We start from the raw sequence: 26,149 nt of genomic DNA, 5'->3' as shown, positions 1-26,149 counted from the left end.
GGACTTAGTGATAATAAACTCTTTAGATTTTTGTGAATTTCATAATATCACTAGATTATAATTATATGGCATTTAAAAAGAAAACTAAAACAGCAATATTGTGTATTTTTGAAATGTATTAAATACAGATTATGATTAAAAAGCGTGTAAAACAGCTTTCTTTTATTTTAATAATACTATGTCATTTAGGTTTTTTAGCTGCAATTTTATTTGAGAAACAGAATAATATTCTTGTTTCAGCATTTGTTGTTTTGGCATTAATTCTACTTGTCATTACTTATAAGAAAACACCATTAAGTACTACAAACCATAGTTTTGAACATGTATTGACAATAGCATTTGTGTTTTTTGGTGCTATTCTCACTTATGTTTTATGCAGTTCTTTTCAAATGAGTAGTGTTTTGGCTGCTGGTTTGGTAGGTTTAGCTATAAGCTTTGTCCCTAATTTTTTTAAAAATAACACCTTTATTAAAACAATGCCAACTGCTGTTTATTGTGGAGCTTTTGTTGGTATGACAAACCTTAGTGTTGCTCCAGATTATATTTTTATTACACTAGCAAGTACTATCACAGGTTTACTTTTAGTAGGTACTAAAGATACTTTTCATGGTGTTGGAGGTAAGTTGGGTACTTTGGCTTTTGGAGGTGTTGTCATTACATTTTTAATCTCTCAATGGATATAACTCATTTTATATTGTTTTTAGCAGGAGGGATTTCTTCTATAGCCACTTTTGTTTTACAAGTAAACTTTAAGCAAGGCGCTGTGAGAGCATCTGCATTAATTGGTGTTTTGGTTGGCGTTTTTGTATTGTTATTCCCTAAATTATTATCTCCTTATTTAACAGAGAATTTACCATTAGTTTGTTTTGGAGCTTCGTTTATTGGTATGGTGTCTTCTAAAGTATTGTCTAATTATTTTTTAATAGGAATTTCTGGAATAATATTTACCATCATTTTTTTAAATACAAGTACTTATTTTCATGGCTTTGGAGGAGGATTGGGGTCTGCAGCATGTATTGGGCTTTTGGTAACTTTAAGTATTCCTATTTTGAAGAAAAAGGGAGCGCTTAGTAATGGCTTTTTACAATTAAGAAGACAAATGCGATCTAAATCAAAAACTAAAGAATAATTATTCAAAAATTGAAAACATAGAAAACGGTTTAAGAGGATACTCTTAAACCGTTTTTTATATAAATAAAAGTGCTTTTATTTATTTGTGGTTTCTATCCATTGTTTAGCATTCACAAAAGCCTCTAACCAAGGTGAAACTTCGTCTTTTCTACCTTTAGGATAATTTGCCCAATTCCATTGAAACGTAGAACGCTCAATATGTGGCATCATCACTAAATGACGACCAGTTGTATCACACATCATGGCAGTGTTGAAATCTGAACCATTTGGATTTGCAGGATAGCTATCGTAAGCATATTTTGCGACAATGTTGTATTCTTTTTCTTTCTTCGGAAGGTTGAATTTTCCCTCTCCATGACTAATCCAAACACCTAAAGTTGCATCTTTTAACGTAGATAACATGATCGAATTATTTTCTTGAACAGTTACTGATGTAAACGCACTCTCATGCTTTTTAGAATCATTATGTAGCATTTTTCCATGCTCATCATGATCTGGATTAATTAATTCTAATTCCATAAATAATTGACAACCATTGCAAATTCCAACCGATAAAGTGTCTTCTCTATCAAAGAAATTCTTGATCGCTTTATTGGCATTCTCGTTATATTTGATTGCACCAGCCCAACCTTTTGCAGATCCTAAAACATCACTATTTGAGAAACCACCAACAGCTCCCAAAAACTGGATATCTTCTAATGTCTCACGTCCAGAAATTAAATCGGTCATATGTACATCCTTGACATCAAAACCAGCTAAATACATGGCGTTAGCCATCTCTCGTTCAGAATTTGATCCTTTTTCACGAAGAATAGCAGCTTTTGGTCTTGGTTTGCTAGAATCTATATTTGGTAATTTTCCAGTAAAATTCTTCGGAAATTTATAAACTAGAGGTAATTGCGAATAATTTTTATAACGAGCTTCCGCTAAATCATTAGCAGTTTGCTTTTGATCTAATAAAAAAGACGTTTTATACCAAACATCTCTCATTTCAGAAACATCAAAAAAGAAATCATCTTCGTTGTTTTTGATGGTTAATTGTTCAGTATTATTTACAGTTCCTATATTGAAAAATTCAATGTTATTATCGGTTAAAATAGTTTCTACTGAAGAATCTGCTTGAAAAACTAGTCCTGCATTTTCAGCAAATAGTAGTTTTAAAGAATTTTCTTCATTTAAGCTAGAAAGATCATAATCTGCTCCTAAATTTCTATCAGCAAAACAGAGTTCTAATAGTGTTGTGATCAAACCACCAGAAGCAACATCATGACCTGCAGAAATTTTATCTGCTTTAATTAGGTTTTGAATCGTATTAAAAGTGTTCTTTAAAAAGCTAGCATCTTTAACATCTGGAGCATCATTACCAATTGTGTTTAAGGTTTGGTGAAAAGAACTTCCTCCTAATTTAAAATCGTCTTGTGAGATATTAATATAGTAGATGTTTCCTCCATCTATTTGTAAAACAGGCTCCACAACTTTAGATATATCATTACAATTTCCTGCTGCAGAAATAATAACCGTTCCTGGAGAAATGACATCACCATCAGGATATTTTTGCTTCATTGATAGCGAATCTTTTCCTGTTGGAACATTGATTCCTAAATCTATTGAAAATTCTGAAATAGCTTTCACAGCTTGATACAAACGAGCATCTTCACCTTCGTTTTTACAAGGCCACATCCAGTTTGCAGATAATGACACAGATTGTAAATTGTCTTTTAAAGGAGCCCAAATAATATTAGTTAAAGACTCTGTGATTGAATTTCTACTACCAGCTTCTGGGTTAATTAAACCAGAAATAGGAGAATGACCAATTGATGTTGCAATTCCTTCTTTTCCATTATAATCTAATGCCATTACACCAACATTATTCAAAGGGATTTGAAGAGAACCAACACATTGTTGTTTTGCAACTTTACCGCCAACACAACGATCTACTTTATTTGTTAACCAATCTTTACATGCAACAGCTTCTAATTGTAAAACTTGTTTTAAATAGATGTGTAAATTTTTGGTTTTATATCTTGAGTTTTTATAGTTTCTTTCAACTGTTTTGTCTGTTAAAACGGTTTTTGGAGAAGAACCAAACATGTCTTCTAAAGCTAAATCCATTGGTTTTTCGCCAGTAGTTTTAGATTCAAAAGTAAATCTATCATTTCCGGTAACTTCTCCAACAGTATACATTGGAGAGCGTTCTCGTTCTGCAATTTTTTGTAAAGTATCGAGGTGTTTTTCGGCAATAACTAATCCCATTCTTTCTTGAGATTCGTTACCTATAATTTCTTTAGCAGATAGTGTTGGATCACCAATAGGTAGTTTATCTAAATCTATTTTTCCTCCTGTATCTTCTACAAGTTCTGATAAACAATTTAAATGTCCACCAGCACCATGATCGTGAATAGATACAATAAAGTTTTCTTCGCTTTCTACCATCCCACGAACAGCATTTGCAGCACGTTTTTGCATTTCTGGATTAGAACGTTGTACAGCATTTAACTCAATACCAGAAGCAAATTCTCCAGTATCTGCAGATGAGACTGCAGCTCCACCCATTCCAATTCTATAGTTTTCTCCACCAAGAATTACAATTTTATCTCCTTTTTTTGGTGTGTCTTTTAATGCTTGATCTGCTTTACCATATCCAATACCACCAGCTTGCATGATGACTTTATCGTAACCTAATTTTCTAGGTTTTGATGTGCTCGAAGATGAATTCTCTTCGTGTTCAAAAGTTAATACAGAACCTGTGATTAATGGTTGTCCAAATTTATTTCCAAAATCTGAAGCACCATTTGAAGCTTTTATCAAAATATCCATAGGAGTTTGGTATAACCAATCTCTAGCTTCAAATTTTTGTTCCCAAGGACGATTTTCTTCCAAGCGAGAATATGATGTCATATAAACAGCAGTTCCTGCTAATGGTAAAGATCCTTTTCCTCCAGCGAGTCTATCACGAATTTCTCCTCCAGATCCTGTTGCTGCTCCATTAAAAGGTTCAACGGTTGTTGGGAAATTGTGTGTTTCTGCTTTTAAAGATATTACAGATTCAAATTCTTTTTTTGTGTAAAAATCAGGGATATCTGCACGTTTTGGTGCAAATTGCTCAACCTTTGGTCCTTTAATAAATGCGACATTATCTTTATATGCAGAGACAATAGTATTAGGGTTTTGCTTTGATGTTTCTTTAATCATTTTGAAAAGCGAGTTAGGCTTTTCTTCACCATCAATTACAAATGTGCCATTAAATATTTTATGTCGACAGTGTTCACTATTGACTTGCGAGAATCCAAAAACTTCAGAGTCGGTTAATGGTCGTCCAATTTTTTTAGCAACACTCTCTAAATATTCAATTTCTTCACTATTAAGCGCTAAACCTTCTTGTTGGTTATATGCTGAAATATCTTCTATATTAAGAATGTCTTCTGGTTGAATATCAATCGTAAATGACTCTTGATTTAACTTGTTATATTTTTCTGAAATCATTGGATCAAATCCATTGAAATCTTCTTTACAGCTTTCAAACTCTTCTATACGAATAATGTCATCAATACCCATGTTTTGAGTTATTTCAACAGCATTTGTACTCCAAGGTGTTATCATTGCTGCACGTGGACCAACAAAAAAAGCATCTAATGATGCTTGTTCTAGTTTTGGTTGGTTACCAAATAACCATGTCAATTTAGCTATGGTTTGCGTTGATAATTCTTTTGTTGCTTGAACAGCAAATAGTTTACTGTTTTGGTTTCCGAAGAAATGAATCATTATATCGTATTTTGTAGTGATTTTGAAAGGACAAATTTACACTTTTTCGATATATTTTGGGTAGTTATTAAAGTTGAAAATTTATAGTTATTCACGCTTTATTAACCAAAAAAAGAGCGATTATATGCTTTATGCTCAGAATCGCTCTTTTTAAAAGTGTATAAAAGCTTATTGCTTAATCAACTTTTTTGTAATACTTCCATTTTCCGAAGTAAGTTTTACTAAATATACGCCTTTAGATAATCCAGAAATATTTAATTGTTTCTGATTAGCATTTATAGTTTGAACTTTAACTTTTTTACCTAGAATGTCATAAACTTCTGCAACAAGGTCTTGATTAGAATCTATATTTACAAAGCTTCCATTTGCAGGATTTGGATACATTTTTACAATGTTCTGATTTTGAAATTCATCTACAGATAAAGAACTTTGCCAGATTTCAAAAACAAATTGTGGATTGTCAATAAATGGGTTTCTATTATCTTGTCTAGTGAAAATTGCATTATTTCTATCAATCTCTCTTTGAGAAACTGGGTCGTTATGATGCCAATTGTATAGAAGATCTAAGAATGGTTGATCAATTGCTTGATTTGAAGAACCATCAAACATGACATAATTAAAACCAGAAATTTGATCTTCGTAACGTGTTGCAAAGAAAAAAAACATTCTAGCAATATCGCCTTTAAATTCATCTATAGGTTCAAAAACATCACCATTGTAACTAGAACCAATACCAGTAGTCGTGTTTTCTCCTCTTTTGGTTCCGTTAGAATATTCATCAAATTGGGTTGTAGTATCTACAAAACCGTAAGGTAAATTACCTCTTTGTCCATTTACATACTTATCTGATGGGATGACAAAATGAGCATCATTTCTCATTGGTGAACCACTATTGAAAGAAGATTGTGGAATGGTGTGTTCTCTATTGTATCGTTGACCTTCTGCAGTTCCCATTGTGCCATCATCTTGATTTATACCATAAGTATATTCATAAGCATCTGGTAAATTTGTACTCGTGTTATCTGGATTTTGCATCACACCTTCAGAATACATGTCTAAGAGCGTACCATTATTTTCATAATATAAATCTACATCTGATAATTCGTAAGTTACATAAAGTGCAGAATACCCTAAATCTTGAGCAATAAACTCTGTCGCAAGTCCATCATTATTATTGTCAATAATGTCTTTAAGTTGTGTTTTTAGTGCAAATCCTGTTCCTGAAGCAGAATCATAGTATCCAGTAGGGATTTGAGAAAACGCAACAGTTGATATTAATAAGGTAACTATAAAGTAAATGTGTTTCATATGTTTAATTTTTTTTCTTTTCTAATAATGCCATATAAAAACCATCGTACCCAGTTACGTGAGATAAGATGCTTTTGTCTTTTACAAAGGTAAAATCTTTTCCTAAATCTGATGTTAAAAAAGTGTCAACTTGTTCTTTGTTTTCCGAAGGAAGAACAGAGCACGTAGCATATACTAATTGTCCTCCAGCTTTTACTATCCTAGAATATTGTTGTAAAATTTCTTGTTGTGTAACTTTTATCTTGTCAATAAATTCAGGCTGTAATTTCCATTTGGCATCAGGATTTCGTCTTAAAACACCTAATCCAGAACAAGGAGCATCAATAAGAACACGGTCTGCCTTGTCGTAAAGTTTCTTTACAACCTTAGTAGATTCAATTGCTCTAGTTTCTATATTCCAAGCACCATTACGTTTTGCTCTTCTTTTAAGTTCGTTCAATTTATTGGCATAAATATCAAGCGCAATAATTTGACCTTTGTTTTCCATTAAAGAGGCAAGGTGTAGTGTTTTTCCACCAGCACCAGCACAAGTATCAACAACTTTCATTCCTGGTTTAACATTCAAGAATTCTGCAACTAATTGAGATGACGCATCTTGTACTTCAAAGAAACCCTTTTTAAAAGATTCGGTTTGAAATACGTTAGCTCTTTCTTTAAGTTTTAGTGCGTTTGTATAACCTTTAATACTTTCGGTCTCTATACCATCATCAAATAGTAGAGACTGTAAATTTTCTTTTGTAGTATTAAGTGTATTAACTCTTAAAATAACATCTGCTTGTTGGTTTAAAGCAGCAATTTCTTTCGTCCAAACAGATTCTCCTAATTCTTTTACACCTAATTCATCTAACCAATCTGGAATAGATTCTTTGAATTTTCTTGTTTTAGACAATTCATCAAAGCGACCTTTTATTTTACGAAGAGGTGTACTTTCAAAATAGCTCCAATCTGGTAATTTTATACCTCTTAAGGTTGCCCAAACTGCAAAAATACGCCAGATGTTATCTCTATCGTAAGGCGCTTTGACTTCGGCAATTTCTGTATATAAACGTTTCCATCTTACAATGTCGTAAATGGTTTCTGCAACAAAACCACGATCACGACTTCCCCAACGCTTATCGCGCTTAAGAAGTTGCTGAATGACTTTATCTGCATATTTGCCTTCATTGAGGATTAATGTTAGTCCATCTATGACTGCGAAGCAAAGGTTTCTGTGTAGACGCATGTTAAAAAATTAAGCATGCAAAGGTACATTAAAAGTTTAGATATAGAGTGGTATATGATAAAGTGTTATCTTTTGAGAAAAATAAGATGTAGCGCAAGTTTTTATTATGAATAGCATCTAAAGATAATCATCTAGTATTTAACCAATCTTTTTTGACAGAAACTGAATTTATAGAAGAATTAAGACATAAAAGTACAGTTGCTTATAACAAGCTTGTGGACGATTTTCAGCAAAAAGTATTTAGTACTTGTATTTCTTTTGTACCTAATAAAGAAGATGCAGAGGATATTGCTCAAGAGGTTTTTGTTGAAGTTTTTAATTCTATAAAAAAGTTTAAAGGAGATTCTAAATTGTCTACTTGGATTTATAGAATAACAACAAACAAATGTTTGGAGTTTATTAGAAAAAAGAATACTAAAAAGCGTTTTGCATTTTTGCAATCAATTACTGGTAATGCAATCCCGATTGATAAGACTGATTACTTTACGGAAATGAATCATCCGGGAATTTTGTTAGAAAATAAAGAACTTAGTGCAACCTTATTTAAAGCAATTAATGGTTTGCCTGAAAGTCAGTCTGTAGTTTTTACACTACACAAAATTGATGGAAAGAGTTATCAAGAAGTTGCTGAGATTACAAATAAGAGTTTGTCATCGGTAGAATCTATTATGTTTAGAGCAAAAAAGAATCTACAAAACGTGTTAGAAAATTATTATAAAAATGAATATTAGCACAAGTTTTTTTAAACTTTTGCATCTAAAGATATAATTGTGAAATGAGCACGTGCAAAATTTTATCATCATAAAAAATGATTAATAGCGAACTGTGTGTGTCCATAAAAAAAAATAAAAATAATCACATGAAAACAAATGTTGAAATGAACAAAAAAGTGAAAGATACTTTTGATTCTATTGAGTCAATTAATGAAGTTAAGGTGTCGCCTTTTTTAAAAGAAAATGTGATGCATAAAATTCGTAATGCTTCTGAAGATATTCAAGATGCAACATGGTCATGGTTTACACCAAAATTACAAATGGCTACTTTAGTTTGTGTCGTTGTTTTGAATTTCATGGCGTTTAATAATTTAAAAGAAACCACTTACGATACTAATGTTAGCAATTTCGCAAAGTCTTATGGATTGTCTACAAGTACTGAATCCTCTATATTAAATTAATTATGAAAAAAAATAACATTTTATACCTTTTACTTATTATTCTGATCATAATGAATGGTTTTTTCTTATTTAATTATTTAGGAAGACCAAATCATAAGGGACCAAAAGAATCTGGGCATTTTATTGTAAAAGAATTAGGTTTCAACGATACCCAATTGCAACAATTTGAAGAATTAGAAACAAAACATCATAATAAAATGAGAGGTGTTGGTGATGATATAAAATTGGCTAAAGACGCATTATTTAAAAATATTACTAAAACTTCTATAAGCCAATTTTCAGTTGATAGTTTAATTATTGTGATTTCTGAAAAAGAACAACAGAAAGAAAAAGAGTTGTTTTCTAGATTGAGAAGTGTATATGAGTTATGCAATGAAGAACAGAAAGAACAATTTAGTGCAATAATTAAGAAGGCAAGAGAATTTGATAATAGAGGACCTGAAATGCCACATAGACCCGAATAATAGAATTGTATATATTCATTAAAATTTAAAAAGACCTTCAAAAAATGAAGGTCTTTTTTTTATGTTTTATTTAACAAAGGTGTCCACAAGTTCTTTGGTTTTTTAACATCTAAAAGTATATAACATAAAAATATAAAAGATGAAAAGGTTCACATTAAAAACAGCAGTATTAGTATTTGGTTTAGGATTATTTATGTCAAGTTATTCTTTTGCACAACAAGATAGACAAGGTAAAAAACCACCAACGTTTAAGGAGTTATTAAAAGAGATGGATAAAGACGAAGATGGTCAACTTTCAAAAGATGAAGTGAAAGGGCCATTGAAAGATGAATTTAAAACTATTGATACAGATGAAGATGGCTTTATTTCAAAAAAAGAATTTGAAAAAGCACCTAAACCTAAAAGAAGAGAGAAATAATTAAACTTATATAGAAACAAGAATTTGAGTTAGTCCAAAGATTTTTGATTTGATTGGTTGATTAGTAATTTGTTTGTCAAAGGCTTCGTGAGAAATCATGAAGCTTTTAATTAGCAAATGTTTAAAAAATATTAAAACTCGCACATAGCATTGATTATCAAAATAAAAAAATAAAAAAATGAGTACAATTAAAAAAAGCATTAATATATTTTTCATCATACTAATTTTTGGTACATCATTATCAACTTTTAATGGGTGTACTAATGATGATGATTCTATTATAACAGAAGAAGAAAACGTAGAGATTCTTGATACAGATTTTGAAGCTACAGACTGGACTACAGCAACTCATAGTAATGATGCAGACCCAGATTTTGATGAAGTTTTTGAAGATAATGCAGTAAAGAGGTTAGATATCGTTATTACTGAAGCGCGTTGGCAAAGTATGCTTGATGATATGACCAGTCTTTATGGAACATTTGGATCTGGTGGTGGGCCAGGAGTAGGTTCAGTAGATTCAGATGTGAATCCTGTTTTTGTTCCTGCTGAAGTGTTTTATAATGGATTAGAATGGTACAGAGTAGGTGTAAGATTTAAAGGAAACTCTAGTTTACAAACAAGTTGGCAAAATGGGATCTTAAAACTATCATTCAAATTAGATTTTGATGAGTTTGAAGACGATTATCCACAAATTGATAATCAGCGTTTTTACGGTTTTAAGAAACTGAGTCTTAAAAATAATTTTGACGACAAATCTATGTTACGAGAAAAAGTAGCTACAGATGTGTTTAGAAATGCTGGATTAGTAGCTTCTCATACTGCTTTTTATACTTTATATGTAGATCATGGAGATGGACCACAATATTTTGGTTTATATACTTTAGTAGAAGAAGTAGATGATACTGTTTTAGATGAACAATTTTCTAGCGATGATGGTAATTTATACAAGCCAGATGGAGATGCAGCTAGTTTTTCAGCAGGAACTTATGATGAAGATGAATATGTAAAGAAAACAAATGAAAGTGATGCAGATTTCTCTGATGTAGCTAGTTTGTTTACTATTTTAAATGATGCATCTAGAACAACAGATGCTGCAGCGTGGAGAACAAATTTAGAAGCTGTTTTAGATACAGATGTGTTTTTAAAATATTTAGCAGTTAATACAGTTATTCAAAATTGGGATACTTATGGTAAAATGACGCATAATTACTTTTTATATAATGATCCAGATACAAGTAAATTAACGTGGATTCCTTGGGATAATAATGAGTCTTTGCAATTAGGTAAAATGGGTGGATCACTTTCGTTAGATTTTTCTGAATTAAATGCTTCAGATTGGCCTTTGATAGGGTATTTGTATCAAGATTCTGTATATAAAACACAATACGATACTTATATTCAAGAAGTTGTTGATGATGCATTTAATGTTAATAATATACAGTCACTATATGCAACGTATTCTGCATTGATAGAGCCTTATGCAACATCAGAGATTACAGGTTATTCTTTCTTAAATAATAGCTCAGAGTTTCAAATAGCAGTTAACGAATTAAATTCTCATGTAGCTTCTCGCGCAGCTGCAGTAAGTGATTATTTAAATTAATTTTTCATAAAAGAAGTTTTGATTGATTGGTGGTAAAGGCTTCATGTGGTAAAAGGCATGGAGCTTTTATGTTAATAATAACTGTCAAAGTTAAATACTCTAAAATCATTGTAAACGATGAAAATATTCAGAAAACTTAGAAGAACATTATTGGCTTCAGGCAAAACTAAAAGTTACTTTGTTTATGCTTTTGGGGAAATTGTATTGATCGTTATTGGGATATTAATTGCTTGGAAAATTAATAGTTTAAATGAAGTAAGAAAAAATAGAATTGTAGAATTAAAAATATACCAAAGTTTAAATGAAGAATTAAATACAAATTTAAAACTATTAGATTCTTCAATTGTTGGATATGCTCAAAATATTCAATCCATACAAAATACCATAAAGATTATACGAGCTGAAGATCAAGAATTAACAGAAGACATAAAAGAAGTGATTATTAATGTGAATTACAAAGCTACTAAATTACAAAGTGGAGCTATAAATTCAGTGAGTAGTACAAATAAATTTGAGTTTATTGAAAGTGATTTGTTAAGAGATTTAATCGCTTCATACCCAAATGAATTAAATGGTTTTGAAAAACAGGAAGCAAAAATAGAGAACATTGTTATTAACCGCTTACAGCCAGCAATAGAATCTTATGTATCTCTAATTGATATTCTTTTAACTCGCGAATTAAAATACGGTAAAACACAATCTATGTCAAAACAATCTGATTATATAGAATTATTGAATAACAGAGAATATCAAAATGTATTGGTTGACAGGTTGTTACAAACTGAAAGTCAGTTAATAATTAGTAATAATTTAAGAGATAAAACTCAAATGATTGCTTTTAAACTTAATAAAGAATTAGGTAATCAATAAAAAGTAATATGAATCGCAAGTTTTTTTACAAATACACATCTAAATATAAAATTGCAAATAATAAAACTAATTTAAAATGAAAAAACGAGTCTATAAAATTTCAAAACTATTTCTAGTATTTAGTATTATAACAGTTAGCTTCTCTTGTACTAGCGATGATGATAATACTAACGATGACGATGATAATGTAGATGTAACAATAGTTGATGTTGATGCATCCTTCTTCACAACAGCAGATGGGTCTGTAACTATTACAACTGTTCCTTGTACATTATCAGATGGAACAACTGGAGATTGCTATCAAATTGTTACGAGTAGTATACCTACAGATCATACTGTTGGACCTTGGTGTCCAGATAATATTGCAGATGATGCTTCAGCAGGAGGAATCTGGTTAGAAGGTGGCCAAGTTTACGATGTAGATGGTGCTTTTGTACAAAACATGGCAACTTTTTACAATGATACCAATTGGTTAATGTATGATGCTAATGGTGATATTTTTGTTACAGATACCGAAGAAGATTGTACTAATGCAGCAAATCCTAATGTAGGAGCAGAATATGAAAATTTCTGTGTAGAGTGCTTACCTTCTTACGTAGCTAATTTAACACAAACGTGGCTTATACCTATAACTCCAGTACTTCAAGATAGCGCTACACTATTTGCTACAGGACCAGGTGGGCCAATGAACACTGCGCCTTCAACTCGAGGAATAGCATTAAATGGTATTGAGTTTTCTGCACCAGCACCTGTAGATAATATTCTTGGTGCATATACTTTGGCACCATTTGATGATGCTGGAGGACATATTAATGTAAATCAAGGTTACCATTACCATGCTGCAACTGGCTTTAGTACTAAAATAGAACAAACAGATGGTCATGCTGCTTTAATTGGTTACGCTTTAGATGGACATGGTATTTTTGAGCATCTGGATGCAGATGGTAATGAATATGCAGATTTGGATACCTTACTTGGTCATACAGATGATACTCGTGGATACCACTATCATGTAGATGAAGCTGGTAACAATAATTTTATAAATGGTTTAAAAGGTGCATACGCAACAAATTAAAAGCCTTATAAAATCATTTATTCAAAACACATCATTATGCTTCAAAAATTTATAATAGTCGTTTTCCTATTGATTGGTATATCAATGAATGCACATCAACCAGCGTCGTCAACTACAATGTTGGTAGAAAAGGAAGACAGCACTTGGGTCTTGCAAATTAGCGCGTCACTAACCGCTTTTCAGCAAGAGGTAAGAACACACTTTGCTGAAACACCTTACAAAACACTAGAAGAGTTTCAGCAAATGGTTATTGAACACATTAAAAATAATTTAGATATTACAATTAATGATAATCAAACCATCACATTAAGTTCAGGAATTGTAAAACTAGGTCACGAAACTAAAGTGGTTTTTGAAGTTTTTGGTGTGCCTTCAGAAATAAAATCCATAACATTTAAAAACAGTGCATTTCAAGATATTTATAACAATCAAAGTGCTTTAATACTTTTAAAAGAGGGCTTTGATCGTGAGCATTTTGTCTTAAACAATAAAAACAATCATACTCTAAATCTTAATACGGAAGCTAACAAATTTGTAGTAGAAGCTAATAACGAAGCAAGTGTTTTCTCACCTAATCTCTTTTTTATTCTCTTCGGAATTTTAGCTGTAGCCTTTTTGTCAAAAATTATAATCTCAAGAAAAAATGAAAAACAATAATATAAAAACAACGATAACTCTTTTTTCATTTTTATTATGTTTTAGCGTTTTCGCTCAAGGACCTCCTGGAGGTGGTCAAGGTGGTGGAAGAGGTCAAGGTAGAGGTCAAGAGAAAGGTAATAAGCCAGACGCTTCAGAAATTTTATCAAAGCTTGACTTAAACAAAGATAGTGTCATAGATAAAGACGAAGCATCACAAGATAAGAGAGGAAAGATTTCAGAAGACTTTGATGAAATTGATACTAATGGAGATGAAGTTATTAATCTAGAAGAGCTTGAAGCTTCTTTAGATAATAGTAAACCCAAAAAGATTTCCGCAGAAAAAATAATTAAGCAAGTTGATGATAATGGTGATGGTACATTAAATGAATTGGAAGTTGCAGCAAAAAATAATCGACAACTTTTATTAGAGTTTGAAAATATTGATACCAATAAGGATCATGAACTTGACTTAGAAGAGTTAAAAGTTTTTTATTCTAAAATGAATAACAAGAAAAGAAAACAAAGAGATTAGACTTAATAACTAAGATATAAAATGAAAAATTTAAAACATATTATCGGTTTTGTAGCTTTAGCTGTAATGTTAAGTTGCAATAGCCAGAAAAACACAACAGAGCATAGTCATGAAGAGCATTCACATGATGGTGAAAGTTCGCATAGTCATAATGATTATTTTGGGTCTTATGCTTTAAATGATAATGTTTATGGAACTAAAACCACTGTAACGGTTAAAGGTAATACTAGAACGATGGTAACAAATGCGTTGCCAAATCATAAAACTGGCGATTTTCCAAATCCAGGAAATCCAAATACTATTTCATCACATAACGAAACCTATACATTTCCAGTAAACCCAAAATACACAGGAAAATCAGAATGGATTAGAGAACCAGGAATCGCATTAAACGGGATTAAATTTGAGCCAGGAACAGCTGAGGTTGTTATTTGTGACACAGGAGAAAATTATAGAGTAGAAGCTTTTCAAGACGTGATTGATTTAGGATTAGATTTTAATCATGCACATGTACAGCCAACTGGAGCTTACCATTATCACGGTACACCAACTTCTGTAATTGAAAAATTTGATACTGGAGAAGATCTAGTTCATGTTGGTTTTGCTCATGATGGTTTCCCTATGTATTACTCAAAAAGTGGCAAGTATAAACCAAGTTTCACTGCAGTTAATGGCGATAGAGAAGGTGAAGATTGTACTTACGAAAATCCACATACTTCTATAGATGTATCAGTTGGCGGACATCATGATGGTACTTATACTTCAGATTTTGAATTTGTAGAAGGTTCTGGAGATTTAGATGAGTGCAACGGAATTACATTAAATGGAAAATATATGTATTTAGTAACTGCAGAGTTTCCTTATGTAAGTCGTTGTTTAATGGGTGAAGTTTCACAAGAACAACAAGGTCCACCAAGAGGTGAGCAAGGGCAAGGAGGTCGTCTAAATATTGATCAATTATTTGAACAAATGGATGAGAATAACGATGGTAAACTGTCGCAAAAAGAAGTTAAAGGACCATTAGCTGAAAGTTTTTCAAAAGTTGATGCTAACGACGATGGATACCTAACAAAAGAAGAATTAAAAAATACACCAAGACAACAAGGTCAAAAACCTAGAGGACGAAATTAATTTTTCAATGATGCGCAAGTTTTTTTTTAAAACCGCATCTATAGATATAACAATAACTAATTAATACAATAATAAATGAAAAACTATTTTAAAATTTTATTGGTGATCTTATCACTATCAACAGCATTTTATGCTTGTACAAGTGATGATGATTCTAATGATGGCGATGGAAATACAGAGAATCAAGCACCTTCAACTTTTACAATTACAGTGAGTTCAACTTCAGAAACTGGAGCTACAATAAGCTGGACACAAGCAACAGATGATGATGGAGATATTGTAACATATACAGTAAATTTAGATGGATCTGAAGAAGCTGCCAATCTATCTGCTCAAACCTATGCATTTTCTGGTTTAGATGCTTTGACATTATATTCAGGAACTGTTATAGCTTCAGATGGTAATGGAGGAAATACAACAGTATCTTTCAGTTTTACTACAAGTGACGAAACTGTAGAAAATACATTGCACTTAGCTTTTGCAGAGTTTGATACAGATAATACAACTATCATGTTAAGCGGTTCTAATGTTGTGATAGAAAGTAATGGTTTACCAAATCACACTTCACCATATTGGTCTAATACAACTTCTCGAACTATTGTTGGGCCTGAAGGCAACAGTATGACAACAGTATCAAGTTCTAATCATCCTTTATGGGTTGCTCCAACGGTAACATCATACGACCAAATGGCTCCAGGAAATATAGACGATTTTAATGGGTCTTATTCATTAACTGTTTCTGCAAATCCTGCATTAGCATCTAGCTCATCAGCAACAGGGCTTGGCGCAATAGGTATTGCAATCTCTGGTTCTATGATTTATAATGACGAAGAAGGACCAAATATTCCTTTAGACAACGCTGTTGGATCATTAGATTACACAGCTGCACATACAGGACCACAGAGTTACCATTATCATTTAGAAACAAAAGCATGGTCTAACGATGATGAGGAGCTCATTGGGATTATTGCTGACGGATTTTTTATCTACGGAAGAAAATGTAACTCAATATCTACATATCCAACAGATTTAGATGCTTCTGGAGGTCACACAAGTACAACTCAACATAGTGATGGTGCTTCAGAATATCATTATCATATTCAAAATGAATTATACCTTAATGCATATTATATCTTATTCCCAGGTGATTATCAAGGAACTCCAAGTAATATTCAATAAAACATTCTTTTGTATAAGTATGTTGATCATTGTTTCCTGTCAAAAGGAAACACAGCAACCTATGGCGCTTGCAGAAGCTGCAATAAGTACAATAAATTATATTACGATTAATAAGAGTGAGTTAGAGTTAAATCCAAATTTAGGGTTGATGTATTATAATAATCAACCCTTTACTGGTATTTCAGAGGTTTTTTATTCTGAAATTCTAAAGGCTGAAACCATCGAGTATAAAAATGGCAAACGTCATGGACTATACCGAAAGTGGTTTGCAGATGGAACTCTAAGTTTTGAAGCAAATTATGATAATGGGCTTCAACAAGGAATTGCAAAATCTTGGTGGAAAAACGGAAATTTACGTTCCGAAGCTAACTATAATAATGGCATTGTCAACGGAATTCAAAAACAATGGTATAAATCAGGAAATCTGTTTAAACAAATGACCATCGTTAATGGTAAAGAAGAAGGCTTACAAAAAGCTTGGAGAGAAAACGGAAAAATATATAATAACTACGAAGCGAAAAACGGACGCATTTTTGGATTAAAACGTGCCAGTCTTTGCTTTCAATTAGAAGATGAAATTGTACAAAACTAATATCATATTAAGTTGTCTATTGTTTATTGCTTTTGTTGGGTGTAAAGATGCCAAAACAATCGAGAAGACAAGTAGAGTAGATACGTTACCGTATTATGCCGAAGCGACGTTTACCCCTAAATGGTTAGATGGAGAGAATGAGAACTTGGAGAGTTTTCATAAAATCCCATCATTTAATTTAACAAATCAGTTAGGAGAAACTGTCACAGAAAAAACATTTGAGGATAAAATCTATATTGCAGATTTCTTTTTTACAACCTGTCCAGGCATTTGTCCTAAAATGACAGCAAATATGAAAGTGCTACAAGATGCGTTTTTAGATGATAATGATATTTTGTTGTTGTCACACTCAGTAACACCAGAAATAGATTCTGTATCAACATTAAAAAAATATGCAGAAAGCAAAGGCGTAATTAATAGCAAATGGCATTTAGTAACAGGAGATCGTAAACAAATTTATGATTTAGGAAGACAATCTTATTTCGCAGAAGAAGATTTAGGTCTGGACAAAACAGATGAAGACTTTCTTCATACCGAAAATTTTGTACTCATAGACCAAAACAGACATATAAGAGGGATTTACAACGGATTAAATAAAACTGCTGTTCAACAATTAATAGCAGATGTTAAAACCCTACAAAGAAAGATTGATTGATAGTTTAATGTTGATTTTTTTTAAGAAGCTTCATGATTATGTCATGGAGCTTTTTATTTTTTCAATCTTACCGCAAGTTTTTACAAAAAAGAGCATCTAAAAAAATAAACAATTAATTTAAATCAATAATCAATGAAAAAAATAATTACAATTTTACTTTTTCTACTTGTCATCTCAAAATCGTTTTCCCAGGATTTATATGATATGAATACGATTCAAACTATTGAGATCGTTTTTGCTCAAAGTAATTGGGATGCGCTTTTAGATGCAGAAAAAGCAGCAGATAATAATTATACGGAAGCAACATCTGTAACTATCAACGGAACGATTTTTAACCAAGTAGGAGTGAAGTATAAAGGCAATAGTTCTTATAGTGCTAACCAAACAAAAAATCCATTTCATATAGAGTTAGATACTTATGTAGATCAGGATTATCAAGGTTATACAGATATTAAGCTGGCAAATGTAATGTTTGATCCGTCTTTTGTAAGAGAAACAGTGGCTTACAATATCGTAAATCAATATATGGATGCACCAGAAGCTAATTATGCTAATGTATATGTCAACGGAACTTTAATTGGGTTATATACAAACACAGAGTCTATCTCTAAAAAGTTTGTAAACAAGCATTTTAACTCTAATGACAATGCTTTTTTTAGTTGTAGTCCGCCAGATGGTGCAGGACCTCAATCTACTAATTTGCCAAATTTAGCTTATTTAGGAACTAATAGTGCGAGTTATGATGATGCTTATGAAATTAAATCTGATGATGACACAGACCCAACAGTTGCGGTTGCTCATTGGGATGATTTAATAGAGTTAACAAATATTTTAAACAACGATATCACAAATATTGAAACTGTTTTAGATGTGGATATGGCAATTTGGATGTTAGCATTTGATAATGTTATGGTGAATTTAGATAGCTATATTGGTCAATTTAAGCAAAACTATTACTTGTATAAAGATAACAATGGACAGTTTAAACCTGTAGTATGGGATTTAAATATGTCTTTTGGAACTTTCGCTATGACAGGTGAAAGTGGAGGTGGTCCTGGTCCTGGTGGAGGAGGTACTCTAAATACAACTACACAAAAAGCGCAATTAGATCATTTATTGCATGATACAAGTAGCGATTTTCCTTTAGTGTCTAAGTTGTTGACAGTGCCTAAGTACAAAAGAATGTATTTAGCACATTTTAAAACAATTTTAACTGAGAACATTAGTAACTCAAATTACTTAACATTAGCTAACGATTATCAGGCAATTATTGATGCCTCTGTTTTGGCAGATGCAAATAAGTTTTATACGTATACGCAATTTACAGGTAACATAAATACAGATTACAATGTTGGCATGCTTACAGCGTCTGGTTTAACAAATGTAATGAGTGCAAGAAGTTCATATTTATTAGCACAGTCAGATTTTACAACGACACAACCTACTATTAATAATTTGGGGTCTTCGGTAGCAATACCAACAATTGGTGATAATATTACAATTACAGCAAATGTTACAGATACTAATGATGTGTTTTTAGGTTATAGAACAGATGAAGCAGTACCATTTATAAAAGTTGAAATGTATGATGATGGTGCACACAACGATGGTGCAGCTGGAGATAATGTTTATGGTGTAGATGTTACAATAGACGATGCTTATATGCAGTATTATATTTATGCTGAAAATAATAACATCGGAGCATTTTCGCCTGCGAGAGCAGAATACGAATTTTATACAATAGATGCTACATACGCAACCTTAACTGTTGGAGATTTAGTAATCAATGAAATCTTAGCATCTAATGATACTGGCGAAACAGATGAAGAAGGTGAATATGAAGATTGGATTGAATTGTACAATACTACAGATGCAACAATTAGCTTAGATAACTTGTATTTATCTGATGATGCAGATGATCCATTGGTTTATCAATTTCCTGCAGGAACAACTTTAGATGCAGATAGTTATTTAATTGTTTGGTGTGATAAAGATCCTGAGCAAGGCGATTTTCATGCTGATTTTAAATTCTCTTCAGGAGGTGAAACAGCAATTTTATCGTATGCAGATGGTACCATTTTACAGAATATAACATTTGGAGAGCAAACTACAGATATGGCTTATGCTAGAAATCCAAATGGTACTGGAGATTTTGTAATTCAAACACCAACTTTTGGGTTCAATAATGAAACACTTTCTGTGGATGAGGTTCTTTTTAATAACGGATTAAAATATTATCCAAACCCAACATCTAACTACCTTGAAATAGAAAATTCAAATTATGCAATTGAGTCTGTAGAAGTTTTTAATTTACAAGGACAACAGTTATATGCTAATAAATTTTCTAACGAGAACGCAATAACTCTTGATTTTACTTCTTTTTCTAAAGGGTTATATATGGTTGTGGTGAATAATATTTCAGTATTAAAAATTGCGAGAAATTAACTTTGTAAAGCAATATTGATTAGTAGTAAAAAGCTTTATGATTTTATCATGAAGCTTTTTTTGCACAGAGAATGATAAGAGTAAGAGAAAAATAAATAAAAAAGACTAAGAATTAAATGATGTTTTATATTTTAAACGTCAAAATCTATAAATAACTTTTATATGTACGTTTTTAAAAATTTAAGGTTAACACTAGTATTAGTATTTATTATAATATTAGTGAGTTGTAAACAGGTTACAAAATCTATTGATAATAATACTAATGAGCCTGAAGAAGAAAGACCAAGTGTTGCAGGATTATTATCTGAGATGGATGCTAATAATGACGAGAAATTATCAAAGTCAGAACTACATGGGCCATTGTTAAATGATTTTTCTAAAATAGATAAAGACAATGATGGTTTTCTTACTAAAGAAGAATTAGAAAGTGCACCTAGACCAGAAAGAAGAGCGTCTGGAAACACGAACAGTAATAACAACGTTCAAAAAGACTTTGCGATTACTATAAATGTTAATCCTTCGCTTTTTATAAAGGAGAGTATGTTAGAAGACATAACAAAAGAAGAACGTACACTTTCAAACGGAACCAAAGCACTTTGTTATATCATTACAACAGCTTCTCTTCCTTATGAACATTCAATGGGACCTTGGTGTCCAACACACATAGAAGACGGTAAAGATAAAGGCGGTATTTGGTTTAAAGATGGGAAAGTTTATGATGTAGATGGTCATTTTATTGCTAATCTAAAAGAGTTTTATTCTGACGATGAATGGGCTTTGTTTAGAGAAGATGGTTCAGTGAAAGTTACAAAAACCCAAGAAGAATGTGAAGGTGCAGCTAAACCAGATGTTGATGAAGAATATCAAAACTATTGTGTAGAATGTTTGCCAGACTATTATAGAGAGAAAGTATCAACTTATGTTATACCTGTAAAACCAATGTATTTAGAAAATTCGAATGCATTGGGAAGAGATGGAATTGGTATTGCATTTAATGGTGTTAATTTTGAAGCACCAGCACCAACGCATGCTATTCTTGCAGCACATACACTTGCGCCTTTAGATGATGCAGGAGGCCATGTTAATCCTCATGCAGGCTATCACTATCATGCAGTAACGGGTTCTACAAAAGAGATCGAACAAAAAGATGTACATGCTGCAATGGTTGGCTATGCAATGGATGGTTTTGGAATCTATGCACATAAGGACAAAAACGGTGATATTTATAATGATTTAGATGATTGTAATGGTCATTATGATAATGTAAGAGGTTACCATTACCATGCAGGAGATGCAGGAAGTAATCAGGTTTTAGGTTGTTTACATGGTGTTAGTGGGTCAATGTCTGTTAAAGGATAAAAAAATATATAATCTAAGTATATGAAAAAGATAAGTTCATTAGTTTTAGTAATAATAGTTTTAAGTTTTTTTAATTGCTCAAGCAATGACGAAAACCCTTGTGTTGAATCTACTTGGTATCAAGATTTTGACAATGATGGCTTCGGAAATCCAGATGTTAGTCAAGATGATTGTGAATAACCAGATGGTTATGTGATTAATAATTCAGATGGCGATGATTCAGGTTGTGTGTCAGATCAAGTTTTAGATAGTTCAAGAGGTGATTGTGATCAAACTGTGGCATTTACGAACTCTTTTAACCAAACCATTTTAGGTGCAAATAGAATCATTACCTCTAATAGTATTCCAGAACATATGGTTGGTCGCTTCGGAATGGGTCCAGGCTCACTAAACCCAAATGCAATTTCAGAACAAAACGAAACTTATACTATTTCATTGAACCCTTCGGAAGCTAATACTTTCACTCCATTGTTATCAACCACAGGAGCAGGACCAAATGCAGGACCACAATATGCCTTTGGTTTGTTATTAAATGGAGTAGAATTAGATCCTGTGGCAGCAGAACCTTTTCCACATGAAGGTGCAATAAGTCCAAATGTGAATTGGGAATGGAATTTAGAGGCTTTAAACGTTAATTTAGGATTAGATTGTAATAGTGCGCATGTGCAACCAACAGGGAAATATCATTATCATGGTTCGCCTATATTATTTTTAGAATCGTTGAATGTGCCAATAAATGCAATGACTTTAATTGGTTATGCAGCAGATGGGTTTCCTATATATTACAAATATGCATATTCAGAAGCGTCAAATAATAATTCTTCTGTAGTTGAAATGTCTTCAAGTTACCAATTAAAATCAGGTAATAGAGGTGGAGATAATGTGACAGCACCTTGCGGAACTTACGATGGTGTATATTCTAACGATTACGAATATGTGTTTGGATTAGGAACTTTAGATGAGGCTAATGGTAGAACAGGTATTACACCAGAGTATCCTAACGGAACTTATTATTATGTCATCACTGATGAATTTCCAAGTATCCCAAGATTTTTTAGAGGTATACCTTCTAATGATTTCAAAATAGGTATGTAAGTTGAAGAGCGTATATTTTATAATCGTATTTGTGTGTTTTTTTGAGTCGAATGGATATGCACATGATGCAGATAAAGCATTTTTTACCGTTCAGCAAAAAGACCATATAGTTGAGGTTGAGGCTGAGTTGCCTTGGAGTATAAGAAATGCACTCTTTGTAGCATTTCCAGAATTAGAAAATTCAAGAAGTCAAGTAGAATTTGATACCGCTTTTTTTAAGTATATCAGAAATAATTTTCAAATAAAGCAGAATGATTCAATTTTGAAGTTAATTTCTGTAGAAGAAGCGACTCATGAAGGTCATTCACATCAAAATAATTTTAAGTTTTTATTTGAGGGAAACAGTTTTGATTTCGTTAAAAACATGATGATGTTCAATCTAAATAAAGGCCAAGAAAATTATCATGATATTTTAGTAGAAGCAAATCATATCAAATATATAACATCCTTTGATTCTCCTTCATTTCAAATTAATTCAAGTTCTGAAACTAAATTTTGGAATACAGCACAATTAGGTTTGTTGATGGCAGTTATTGCTGTTTTAGGGTTGTTTTTCTTTTTTAAGCTGAAAAAATAATAATTCGAAATAGTTTATTTTATAATTTGAAAGCTTTGTGATTATATCATGAAGCTTTTCTATTTTTATAGAAATTTGATAATCATGAAAAAGATATTTATAATTTTATTAGGACCAATTCTACTTGTAGGTTTAGGAAGTTGTGGTTTGTTTAGAGCTAATAAATTTCAGTATAAGTCAATAGTTAAGCAAAGTCCTAAACTTGAAATTGAAATTTTATTACAAGATTCTACTTTAAATGTTAGGGCTTTAGAGTTAATATATGAAACTGAAACTTTAGTTTTTTTGACTTCAGATGGTAGAATGGGAAGTATTCGTCTAGATGCAGAATCTAATTCTAAACAATTACCAATTGAATCTCTCCTTGATTTAGCAATTGTAAATGATTCAATACCTCTTAATTTTAGAGCATTATCTGCTAGAAAAAAAGCAGGTTTCGGTATTACAATTGGTAGTCCTGCGTTAATTTATAATTTAGATTTGAATGAAGGTACATTAGTATACCAAGAAAACCATCCAAAAGCATTCTATGATTCAATGGAGTTCTGGAATGACCAAGAAGGCATCGCAATAGGAGACCCAACAGACAATTGTATGAGCGTTATCATTACAAGAGATGGTGGAAATACTTGGGCAAAATTATCATGTAACGATTTACCAAAAGCCAAAGAAGGAGAAGCAGCCTTTGCAGCAAGTGATACTAATATTGCTATTGTTGGAGATCACACTTGGGTAGCTACAGGAGGTAAGGCAAGTAGAATCTTATACTCACCAGATAGAGGAAGAACTTGGGAAGTCTATGAAACACCAATTGTTCAAGGTCTAGAAACTACAGGAATGTATTCAATAGATTTTTACGATGAAAAAAACGGGTTTGCTATTGGAGGAGATTATACCAAAACAGCAGATAGCTCTGCTAATAAAATTAGAACTACAGATGGAGGTAAAACCTGGCAACTCGTTGCGCAAAACCAATCTCCAGGTTATAGAAGCTGTGTGCAATATCTACCAAACTCAAATGCTAAAGAATTAATAGCTATTGGTTTTAAAGGAATTGATTACTCAAATGATGCTGGTGAATCTTGGTCACATTTAAGTGACGAAGGTTTTTATACAATCAGGTTTTTAAATGATAGTGTGGCTTATGCTGCAGGAAGTAAAAGAATAGCTAAGTTGAACTTTAGGTAATAAAAAAAAGAAGCCAATTGGCTTCTTTTTTTATTAAGGTGCATTCTTTTCAGGTTTTTCATGGCGCTTTTTCCATTCTTCCATCATTTGCTTTTTAAATTGCTCTTCAACTAGTTTGAGTAAAATAACTTTTTTTGCAGGAATAGCTGTAAGTAAACTTTCTACTAAGTCAGATTTAAGTTTTTGTTGTTCTTCTTCAAATGCTAAAAAATCTTTTAATAATTTCTTTGCATCAGTTTCACTTAAAGATTCGATTTTTAAATTACGTCGCATTTCACGAGAATTGTTGCGTAACATGTCTCTTTCTTTTTCAAAAGCATTATATATTGGCCAAAATTTTTGAGCTTCAGTTTCAGTGAACTCAAGTTTTTCGGTAATGAATGCAACTTTTAAAGCCTTAAAGCGCTCTTGTCGTTGTTTGTCTTGAGCAAAGCCACAAAAGGTTAATGCTAAAAATAAAAGGGTTATAAATGTCTTTTTCATATGATTTATTCTAAGATTAAGTCTTCTAATTCAATAGTATTCATTAGATAATCTTTAATTAAATATTCAGGTATTTGGTTTTCTATAAAGTTGTCTTTATTTAATTCTTCATCAGTAAGTAACGAAGCAAAATCGTTTGATGTAAAACCTTCGTCTTCTAAATAATTTTCTATGGTTGCTATCTCAATGGATTCAAAAGTGATTGTTTCCGAAGTAGAAAATAAGTTAAACATTAAAACTATTGTTGCAGCAATGGCTGATGCATATATGGCTTTTTTCCAACTAAAGAGCTTTATTACTTTTGCCTCGTTTTTGGTTTCTAGCTTTTCAAAGATGTGTTCTTCAAGAGATTCAAAATAAGAATCTGGAACATGAAAACCAGAGACTTGAACCTTGTTTTTTAAATGTACCTCACTAAGAATTTGCTCTTCAACTTGTGAAAAGTAATCTTTAGGTACTTTAAATCCTGAAGAGTTAATGGTATCTAATTTTTTCTGTTTCATATATGTAAGACTAAAAAGTCTGTCATTAGTTTAATCTTGAGTTAAAAATGCTTCTATTTTTTTGGTTGCAATATGATAAGATGCTTTTAAAGCACCTTCACTTGTTTCTAAAATATCTGACATGTCTTTATATTTAATGTCTTGAAAATATCTCATATTAAAAACGAGTTGTTGTTTTTCTGGTAATGTAGCAATGGCTTGTTGTAGTTTAAATTGAATATCATCACTCTCAAAATACACATCAGCTTTTAGATTGGTTATGATGTTTTGTTGTAATTCTTCCGAAGAAAATTTTAAACGTTTAGCGTTTTTATTGAGATGTGTTAGAGATTCGTTGGTGGCAATGCGATACATCCATGAAAATAATTTGCTATCTCCTTTAAAGTTTTCTAAGTTTTTATAGACCTTAATAAAGGTGTTTTGGAGTACATCATCTGTGTCGTCATGAGATTTTACAATATGGCGAATATGCCAATATAAGCGCTCTTTATACAGTGTTAAGAGTTCTTTATAGGCTACTTCTTTAGTAGATGGATTCGTAAGGCGTTGTATAAAAAGGTGTTCTTTATCCAATAAAAACGTTTTTAATTAGACGTTTCAATTTACAGAAAGTTTAATAAAAAAAATATTAATATTTAATTGATTGATATTCAGTTTTTTAAGTAGAAAATAATCGATAAAGTGTTATTTAATAACGATGAAATGCATTTTTTCTTGTATTTTATCATTATTTAAATTATGTTT

27 protein-coding genes are annotated in these 26,149 nt (G+C 31.7%); 21 read left to right on the top strand and 6 right to left on the bottom strand.

The window, feature by feature from the left end:
* The first annotated feature begins 131 nt into the window (after positions 1–131).
* On the top strand, positions 132–683 hold the full coding sequence (locus IM744_RS10905; protein ID WP_194508173.1) for a hypothetical protein: 552 nt from the start codon (positions 132–134) through the stop codon (positions 681–683).
* Complete coding sequence (locus IM744_RS10900) at positions 674–1,129, top strand: hypothetical protein (RefSeq protein WP_194508172.1); 456 nt, start codon at positions 674–676, stop codon at positions 1,127–1,129. The genes IM744_RS10905 and IM744_RS10900 overlap by 10 nt, the downstream gene beginning before the upstream one ends.
* Positions 1,130–1,206: 77 nt before the next feature.
* On the opposite strand, the gene purL is transcribed toward IM744_RS10900, so the two are convergent.
* The 3 genes from purL to IM744_RS10885 form a co-directional block, all read right to left on the bottom strand.
* The gene (gene purL, locus IM744_RS10895) at positions 1,207–4,893 is read right to left on the bottom strand and encodes a phosphoribosylformylglycinamidine synthase (RefSeq protein ID WP_194508171.1); all 3,687 of its coding nucleotides are present in this window, start codon (positions 4,891–4,893) and stop codon (positions 1,207–1,209) included.
* 168 nt (positions 4,894–5,061) lie between these two features.
* The gene (locus IM744_RS10890; protein ID WP_194508170.1) at positions 5,062–6,201 is read right to left on the bottom strand and encodes an endonuclease; all 1,140 of its coding nucleotides are present in this window, start codon (positions 6,199–6,201) and stop codon (positions 5,062–5,064) included.
* Between the two features lie 4 nt (positions 6,202–6,205).
* On the bottom strand, positions 6,206–7,423 hold the full coding sequence (locus IM744_RS10885) for an RsmB/NOP family class I SAM-dependent RNA methyltransferase (protein ID WP_194508169.1): 1,218 nt from the start codon (positions 7,421–7,423) through the stop codon (positions 6,206–6,208).
* Between the two features lie 152 nt (positions 7,424–7,575).
* Here IM744_RS10885 and IM744_RS10880 point away from each other — a divergent pair, with 152 nt between their 5' ends.
* The 19 genes from IM744_RS10880 (at position 7,576) to IM744_RS10790 (ending at position 24,419) form a co-directional block, all read left to right on the top strand.
* The gene (locus IM744_RS10880) at positions 7,576–8,154 is read left to right on the top strand and encodes an RNA polymerase sigma factor (protein ID WP_194508168.1); all 579 of its coding nucleotides are present in this window, start codon (positions 7,576–7,578) and stop codon (positions 8,152–8,154) included.
* 128 nt (positions 8,155–8,282) lie between these two features.
* On the top strand, positions 8,283–8,597 hold the full coding sequence (locus tag IM744_RS10875) for a hypothetical protein (RefSeq protein ID WP_194508167.1): 315 nt from the start codon (positions 8,283–8,285) through the stop codon (positions 8,595–8,597).
* Between the two features lie 2 nt (positions 8,598–8,599).
* Positions 8,600–9,061 carry a Spy/CpxP family protein refolding chaperone gene (locus IM744_RS10870; protein ID WP_194508166.1) on the top strand — a complete coding sequence of 154 codons (462 nt, stop codon included), beginning with the start codon at positions 8,600–8,602 and terminating at the stop codon, positions 9,059–9,061.
* 139 nt (positions 9,062–9,200) lie between these two features.
* Entirely contained in the window at positions 9,201–9,479 is a 279-nt protein-coding gene (locus IM744_RS10865) for an EF-hand domain-containing protein (protein WP_194508165.1), read from the top strand.
* A gap of 178 nt (positions 9,480–9,657) precedes the next feature.
* Positions 9,658–11,082: a CotH kinase family protein gene (locus IM744_RS10860; protein ID WP_194508164.1), complete on the top strand. Its 1,425-nt coding sequence runs from the start codon at positions 9,658–9,660 to the stop codon at positions 11,080–11,082.
* A 117-nt stretch (positions 11,083–11,199) separates the two neighbouring features.
* Positions 11,200–11,952: a hypothetical protein gene (locus tag IM744_RS10855; protein ID WP_194508163.1), complete on the top strand. Its 753-nt coding sequence runs from the start codon at positions 11,200–11,202 to the stop codon at positions 11,950–11,952.
* A gap of 76 nt (positions 11,953–12,028) precedes the next feature.
* The gene (locus IM744_RS10850) at positions 12,029–13,027 is read left to right on the top strand and encodes a YHYH protein (protein WP_194508162.1); all 999 of its coding nucleotides are present in this window, start codon (positions 12,029–12,031) and stop codon (positions 13,025–13,027) included.
* A gap of 36 nt (positions 13,028–13,063) precedes the next feature.
* Positions 13,064–13,684, top strand: coding sequence for a DUF6702 family protein (locus tag IM744_RS10845; protein ID WP_194508161.1), 621 nt, complete (start codon positions 13,064–13,066; stop codon positions 13,682–13,684).
* Positions 13,671–14,198: an EF-hand domain-containing protein gene (locus IM744_RS10840; RefSeq protein WP_194508160.1), complete on the top strand. Its 528-nt coding sequence runs from the start codon at positions 13,671–13,673 to the stop codon at positions 14,196–14,198. The genes IM744_RS10845 and IM744_RS10840 overlap by 14 nt, the downstream gene beginning before the upstream one ends.
* 21 nt (positions 14,199–14,219) lie before the next feature.
* Positions 14,220–15,329 (top strand): YHYH protein, encoded by a 1,110-nt coding sequence (locus tag IM744_RS10835; protein WP_194508159.1) that lies wholly within the window; start codon positions 14,220–14,222, stop codon positions 15,327–15,329.
* A 75-nt stretch (positions 15,330–15,404) separates the two neighbouring features.
* The gene (locus tag IM744_RS10830; RefSeq protein WP_194508158.1) at positions 15,405–16,508 is read left to right on the top strand and encodes a YHYH protein; all 1,104 of its coding nucleotides are present in this window, start codon (positions 15,405–15,407) and stop codon (positions 16,506–16,508) included.
* Between the two features lie 19 nt (positions 16,509–16,527).
* A complete protein-coding gene (locus tag IM744_RS10825) occupies positions 16,528–17,100 on the top strand; it encodes a toxin-antitoxin system YwqK family antitoxin (RefSeq protein WP_241738316.1) in 573 nt (190 codons plus the stop codon).
* Entirely contained in the window at positions 17,081–17,755 is a 675-nt protein-coding gene (locus IM744_RS10820; protein WP_194508157.1) for an SCO family protein, read from the top strand. The genes IM744_RS10825 and IM744_RS10820 overlap by 20 nt, the downstream gene beginning before the upstream one ends.
* Positions 17,756–17,887: 132 nt before the next feature.
* Positions 17,888–20,200 carry a CotH kinase family protein gene (locus tag IM744_RS10815; RefSeq protein WP_194508156.1) on the top strand — a complete coding sequence of 771 codons (2,313 nt, stop codon included), beginning with the start codon at positions 17,888–17,890 and terminating at the stop codon, positions 20,198–20,200.
* A 162-nt stretch (positions 20,201–20,362) separates the two neighbouring features.
* Positions 20,363–21,559 (top strand): YHYH protein, encoded by a 1,197-nt coding sequence (locus tag IM744_RS20665; RefSeq protein ID WP_194508155.1) that lies wholly within the window; start codon positions 20,363–20,365, stop codon positions 21,557–21,559.
* A gap of 21 nt (positions 21,560–21,580) precedes the next feature.
* Positions 21,581–21,739, top strand: coding sequence for a hypothetical protein (locus tag IM744_RS10805; protein ID WP_194508154.1), 159 nt, complete (start codon positions 21,581–21,583; stop codon positions 21,737–21,739).
* A 12-nt stretch (positions 21,740–21,751) separates the two neighbouring features.
* Entirely contained in the window at positions 21,752–22,654 is a 903-nt protein-coding gene (locus IM744_RS10800; protein ID WP_194508153.1) for a YHYH protein, read from the top strand.
* A gap of 1 nt (position 22,655) precedes the next feature.
* Positions 22,656–23,231: a hypothetical protein gene (locus IM744_RS10795; RefSeq protein WP_194508152.1), complete on the top strand. Its 576-nt coding sequence runs from the start codon at positions 22,656–22,658 to the stop codon at positions 23,229–23,231.
* Positions 23,232–23,315: 84 nt separating this feature from the next.
* Positions 23,316–24,419: a WD40/YVTN/BNR-like repeat-containing protein gene (locus IM744_RS10790; protein ID WP_194508151.1), complete on the top strand. Its 1,104-nt coding sequence runs from the start codon at positions 23,316–23,318 to the stop codon at positions 24,417–24,419.
* Between the two features lie 33 nt (positions 24,420–24,452).
* Here the strand turns inward: IM744_RS10790 and IM744_RS10785 are convergent, their stop codons facing one another.
* The 3 genes from IM744_RS10785 to IM744_RS10775 are packed head-to-tail and all read right to left on the bottom strand — an operon-like array spanning position 24,453 to position 25,978.
* Complete coding sequence (locus IM744_RS10785) at positions 24,453–24,902, bottom strand: hypothetical protein (protein ID WP_194508150.1); 450 nt, start codon at positions 24,900–24,902, stop codon at positions 24,453–24,455.
* Between the two features lie 5 nt (positions 24,903–24,907).
* Positions 24,908–25,405 carry a hypothetical protein gene (locus IM744_RS10780; RefSeq protein ID WP_194508149.1) on the bottom strand — a complete coding sequence of 166 codons (498 nt, stop codon included), beginning with the start codon at positions 25,403–25,405 and terminating at the stop codon, positions 24,908–24,910.
* Positions 25,406–25,435: 30 nt separating this feature from the next.
* Positions 25,436–25,978: an RNA polymerase sigma factor gene (locus IM744_RS10775; RefSeq protein WP_194508148.1), complete on the bottom strand. Its 543-nt coding sequence runs from the start codon at positions 25,976–25,978 to the stop codon at positions 25,436–25,438.
* Positions 25,979–26,149 lie beyond the last annotated feature (171 nt).

Origin of the sequence: Psychroserpens luteus (assembly GCF_015319355.1) — a bacterium.
GTDB lineage: Bacteria > Bacteroidota > Bacteroidia > Flavobacteriales > Flavobacteriaceae > Psychroserpens > Psychroserpens luteus.
Note: the sequence above shows the minus strand (reverse complement) of the source record. Positions and strands in the feature narration are given on the sequence as shown.